Raw genomic sequence first — 6,024 nt, 5'->3', positions numbered from 1 at the left:
CCGACCCGAGACGGTGGTGCCGAAGACGACATCGCGTTGGCCGGTCAGGCCGCACAGCAGTCGGGCGAAGGCGGCCTGCAGCACGGTGTTGACGGTGGTGTGGCACAAGCGCGCCAGGTCGCCGACGGCGTGGGTGAGGTCGGCGGGCAGCGTGAACGTCTCGACGCTTTGCTGTCCCAGCTGTGTCCGGCGCTGGGGGCCGACCAGGGTCGGGGTGTCAAAGCCGGCGAACACCTCACCCCAGGCCGCGCGGGCGGCGTCGAGGTCGCGTTCGGCCAGCCAGGTGACGAAGCCGCGGTAGGGCGCGGCCGCCGGCAGTCGCCGCCCGTAGTAGCCGGCGAAGATCTCCCCCAGCAGGATCGGCATGGACCAGCCGTCGAGCACGATGTGGTGGTTGGTCAGCACCAGCCGGTAGCGCTCGGATGCGGTGCGCACCAACGCCACCCGGAATGCGGGCTGCGCGGCGAGGTCCCCGCAGACGGCGGCGCGTTCGGCGGCGCACAGCCGCTGGATCGCCTCGCCGGCTGCGGTGTCCGCGGTGGCTGCGGCGTCTGCGGGGTCGAGTTCGATGTACTGCCAGGCCGGCGCGGGGTCCGCCGGGATGATCTGGACCGGCTCGTCGTAGCGGTCGCAGAAGCGAGCCACCAGGTTCGGGTGCCGGGCGATCACGGTGTGCACCGCGCCGCGCAGGCGGTCCGGGTCGAGCGGGCCGGTGACGCTGATGTCCAGCTGTCCCGCGTAGAGATCGTCGCTCGCCGGTGCGGTGTTGGCGTGGAACAGCAGCCCCTGCTGGACCGGGGTCAGCGCCAGCACGTCGGCGATGTGGTGTTGCCGCGCAAGCTGATCGAGCTGCTGTTGGCTCAGACGCGCGGGCGCGATGTCGGATGGCGTCAATCCGCCGCCGCCGGACCGGACGTGGGCACAGATGCCGGCGAGGGCCTCGAACCACAGTCGGCTCAGCCGGCTGATCCGCTCGTCGTCGAGGGCCGAGGGCGCCCAGGTCCAGTTGGCGTGCAGCCGCGGGCCGGCCTCGGAGTCGACGGTGACCGCGTTGAGCTCGAGGGTGTGCATCAGCGGCATCGGTATCGACGTGGCGGCGCGGGTCACCGACCAGCCGTCCTGGTCGGGGCGCCACATGTCCGCAGTGAGTTCGCTCGCGCCGCCCTGGCGTCCCAGGTAGTTGAACCCGATCGGCGGCTCGGCGCCGTCCAGGTCGACCTCGGTGTTCAGGTAGCGCAGCAGCCCGTAGGTCAGTGGGTCCGGGAGGGCCCGAAGCTGTTCCTTGGCATCTTTGAGCACCGCGCCCAGCACAGTCCCGCCGGCGGTGACCTGCGCCCAGGAGACGCCGTCAACGTTCAGCGCCACCGGGTATTTGGTCGTGAACCACCCGACGGTGTGGGACAGGTCGATGTCACGGCCCAGTTCCTCGTGCCGGCCGTGGCCTTCCACGTCGATGCCGATGGGCGCGCCGCGACCGCCGGTGAATTCCGCGCAGGCCAGCGCGAACGCGATCAGCAGGATATCTTGCACGCCGGCCCGGAACGCCGCCGGCACCTCGCCGAGCAGCATGCCGGTGGTCTCGACGTCCAGCTCCATCCGGAGGTGTCCGGCCGTGGCGAAGGTATCCACGTCGGGGCGCACCGCGGGCAGGGCCGGCGGTGTCGCCGCCACCCGTTTCCAGGTGTCCGCCTGAACGACGACGTCGGGGTGGTGCGCATGGGCGGCCAGCCGCGACGACCACCGGGCGAACGAGGTGCCCGCCGCGGGCAGCTCGACCGGCTGCCCGCCGTGATGCTGGGCCCAGGCGATGTTCAAGTCCTGCAACAGGATTCGCCAGGAAACACCGTCGACGGCGAGGTGGTGGACCATCACCACGAGCCGGCCGGTGGAGCGCGCCCACAGCGCGCAGAGCATCACGCCGGCGCCCGGGTTCAACCGCGACCGCGCCTCGATGACCGCCGCGTCCGACAACTCGTCCACCGCGTGCAGGCAGTCGCGGGCATCGACCGAACCCACCTCGGGCACCGTCAACACCCAGCCTGTGGAACCCTGGAGATCCGGGCGGTCAACGCGGAGCCGCAGCATGGCGTGGCGATCCAGCAGGGCCTGCAACACCGTCACCACGTCCGCCTCGGCGACCCCGGCGGGGGCCTGCACCAGCATGGCCTGGTTGAACTGATCGATGTGTCCGCCAACGCTTTCCACGTCGCGCAGCCACCGGATGATCGGGGTGGCCACCACCGGCCCGACACCGGCGTCGGTCACGTCGGCCTGGGCGTCGACCACCTCGGCCACGCGGGCCAGCCGGGCGACGGTCTGCTCGACGAAGATGTCGCGGGTCTTGCACACCAGGCCGGCGGCACGCGCCCGCGTCACCACCTGCATCGACGAAATGCTGTCCCCGCCAAGGTCGAAGAAGGAGTCGTCGACGCCGACCCGCTCGAGCCCGAGCACCTGCGAGTAGATGCCGACCAGAATTTCTTCAATGGCGTTGTCGGGGGCGCGATATTGGTCGGCGTCGGAGTATTCCGGCGCGGGCAGCGCGCGGGTGTCGAGCTTGCCGTTGGCGGTGAGCGGCAGGGCCCGCATCACGACCACGGCGGCCGGAATCATGTAGCCCGGCAGCCGTTCGGCCAGCGCGGCCCGGACCGCGGCCGGGTCGGCGGTGCCGGTGACGTAACCGACGAGCCGCTTATCGCCCGGGCGGTCCTCGCGAGCGACGACGACCGCCTGCTCGACGCCGTCCACCCAGGTCAGCGCCGCGCGCACCTCGCCGAGCTCGATGCGGTAGCCGCGAATCTTGACCTGCTCGTCGGCGCGGCCCAGGTAGTCCAGTTGCCCGTCCGCGCGCCACCGCACCAGGTCCCCGGTGCGATACATCCGCGTCCCGGGCGCACCGAACGGGCAGGCCACGAACCGCGACGCGGTCAGACCCGCCCGCTTCCAGTAGCCGCAGGCCACACCGGCGCCGGCCACATACAACTCGCCGATCACGCCGGGTGGCACCGGCCGCAGCCGCTCGTCGAGCACGAAGGACGCCCCACCGGGGACCGGGGAGCCGATCGGCACCACGCCCGGTGAGCCCGCCTCCAGGGGCGCGCTGATCGCGGCATAGACCGTCGCCTCGGTCGGGCCGTAGGCGTTGATCATCACCCGGGCTGACGCCCACCGGTCCACCAGCTCGGCCGGGCAGGCCTCACCGGCGACCACCAACGCGACCGACTCCAGGCCCGCAGGCGAGAGCGCACCGGCCGCGGACGGGGTTTGGCTGAGCACACTGACCTGTTCGGCGACCAGCAACGCGTGCAGGTCTTCCGGTGAGCGCGCCACCGATTCGGGCACCACGACCAGCCGACCGCCGTGCAACAGCGCGCCGAAGATCTCCCAGACCGAGACATCGAAGGCCAGCGAATGCCACTGCGACCACACTCCCGTGCGCGGCAGACCCGAATCCCCGGATGCCAGCAGCTGGGTGACGTTACGATGCGTGACCGCAACGCCTTTGGGGACACCGGTGGTGCCCGAGGTGTAAATCAGGTAGGCGAGGTGTTCCGGCGCCGGTGCCGGCAACGCGGTGGCGGGCTGGGCTTCGAGGACGGGGCCGGCCGGATCGTTGATCTCGATGACCGCCACACCGTGGCCGTCGAGCCGGTCGGCCAGATCGGCGGTGGTGAGCGCGGCGATCGGCGCGGCGTCGCCGAGCATGAACCCAATCCGCTCCGCCGGCAGCGCCGGGTCGATCGGCAGGTAGGCCGCCCCGGACTTCAGCACGGACAGGATCGAGACGATCGCCTCGGCCGACCGCGAAAACAGCAGCGCCACAGCCTGTCCCGACCCGACCCCGCGGCCGGTGAGCAGGTGCGCCAACCGGTTCGATGCCTCGTCCAGCTCGCGGTAGGTCATCGTGTGGCCGTCGCACACCAGCGCCTCGGCGTCCGGGGTGCGGGCAACCTGCGCCGCGAACAGCGCCGGGATCGAGTCGGTCTCGGTTGCCGGTCCGGTCAGCGCGGCACGGTTGCCGAAGTCGTCCAGCCGGGCGTGTTCGGTCTCATCGAGGAGGTCCACCGACGACAACGCTTGCGCGGGGTCGGCGGTCATCGCGAGCAGCACCCGGTGCAACCGGCCGATGAGCGCCGCGATGCTGTCCGCGTCGAACACGTCGGTGCGGAATTCCACGGTCCCGCCGATTCCGGCGGGCTCACCCGCGTCGTTCCAGCGTTCGCCCATCGAGAACGTCAAATCCATTCGGGCGGTGTGGGTGTCCACCGGCATGGGCGTGACGTCGACATCGCCCAGGGACAGTCCAGCGGCGGGGCCGGCGTCTTGCCCGGCGAAGTTCTGCCACGCCAGCATCACCTGGACCAGCGGGTGATGGGTCAGGCTCCGGGCGGGGTTCAGCCGCTCCACCAGCACCTCGAAGGGCACGTCCTGGTGCTCGTAGGCGGCCAGGCTGCGGTGGCGCACCTGGGACAGCAACTCGGCGAAGGTGGGATCGCCGCCTAAATCTCCCAGGTCGACCCGCAGCACCAGGGTGTTGACGAAGAAGCCCACCAGTTGATCGAGCGCGGGATCGCGCCGTCCGGCGATCGGGAAGCCCACCGCCACATCGGAACTCGCGCTGATCTTCGAGAGCAACACCGCCAGGGCGGTCTGGATCACCATGAAGCTGGTGGCGTTGTGTCGGCGCGCCACGTCGGCCACTCGCTGTTGCAGCTCGGTGGGCCAGTCGATCTCGACCGTGGCGCCGCGCTGGTCGGCCACCAGCGGGTAGGGCCGGTCGGTGGGCAGCTGCAACCGCTCCGGCATGCCGGTCAGGGTGTCTTCCCAGTAGGCCAGCTGGGCGGCGATGCGGCTGTTGGGATCGTCGAGGTCGCCGAACTGCGCGCGCTGCCAGAGCGTGTAGTCGACGTACTGCACCGACAACCGCGCCCAGTCGGGGCCGCGGCCGTCGCAGCGGCTGGTATATGCCGTCCCGAGATCACGGACCAGCGGGGTGAGCGACATGCCGTCGGCGGCGATATGGTGCACCACGGCCACCAGCACATGTCGGTCATCGCGGAGGCGGAAAAGTTCCGCCCGCAACGGGATTTGGGACGATAGGTCGAAGGTGTACCGGGCGGTGTCGCCGATCGCCTCGTCCAGCTGGTCTGCCGACCAGCCGCTGGCGTCGACGACCTCCCACCCGAAATCGGCCTTGCCGGCGGGGATCACGACCTGCTGCGGCAATCCCTCGGGTGCGACGAACACCGTTCGCAAGCTCTCATGGCGGGCGACGACATCGCCGAGTGCCGCGCCCAGCGCCTCGGCATCGAGTCGCCCGTCCAGGCGCAGCGCGGCCGCCATGTTGTAAACCGGTGAGGGTCCTTGCAATTGGTCGAGGAACCACAACCGGTTCTGCGCGAACGACAACGGAACCACCGCGGGCCGCGCACCGGCCGTCAACGGCTCGAGCGCGCCGCCGCCCTCGCCGATCCGGGGCGCCAGCTGGGCGATGGTGGGCGCCTCGAACACGATGCGCACCGCAAGGCCGGTGTCCAGGCTGGCGTTGACCGCGGCGACCAGGCGCATCGCGGAGATGCTGTCGCCGCCGAGATCGAAGAAGGAGTCGTCGACCCCGACCCGCTCGACGCCGAGGACCTGGGCGTAGACGCCGGCCAGGATCTCCTCGGTCGGCGTTTCCGGGGCGCGGTACTGGCCGGCCGTGTATTCCGGGGCGGGCAGTGCGCGGACGTCGAGTTTGCCGTTGGGTGTCAACGGCATTGCGTCGATCTCCACCACCGCGGCGGGCACCATGTAGGCGGGCAACCGTTCGGCCAGTGCGGCGCGCATCCGGGCCGGGTCGACGCTGCCGGTGACGTAGCCGACGAGTCGCTTCTGGCCGGGACCATCTTCACGCGCGACGACGACGGCCTGCTCGACGCCGTCGAATCCGGCCAGGGCGGACTGGATTTCGCCGAGTTCGATGCGGTAACCGCGGACCTTGACCTGCTCGTCGGCGCGGCCGAGGCACTGCAGTTGCCCAGT

The 6,024-nt window shown here is 70.8% G+C and carries 1 protein-coding gene; it reads right to left on the bottom strand.

The features are described 5' to 3' along the window. On the bottom strand, window positions 1-6,024 hold a 6,024-nt coding region (locus tag Q0W90_RS22590; protein WP_297776745.1), incomplete at both ends, for a non-ribosomal peptide synthetase.

The sequence above is a fragment of the Mycobacterium sp. genome (genome assembly GCF_025933915.1).
Lineage (GTDB): Bacteria > Actinomycetota > Actinomycetes > Mycobacteriales > Mycobacteriaceae > Mycobacterium.
This window is presented reverse-complemented; position numbering and strand designations above follow the sequence as displayed.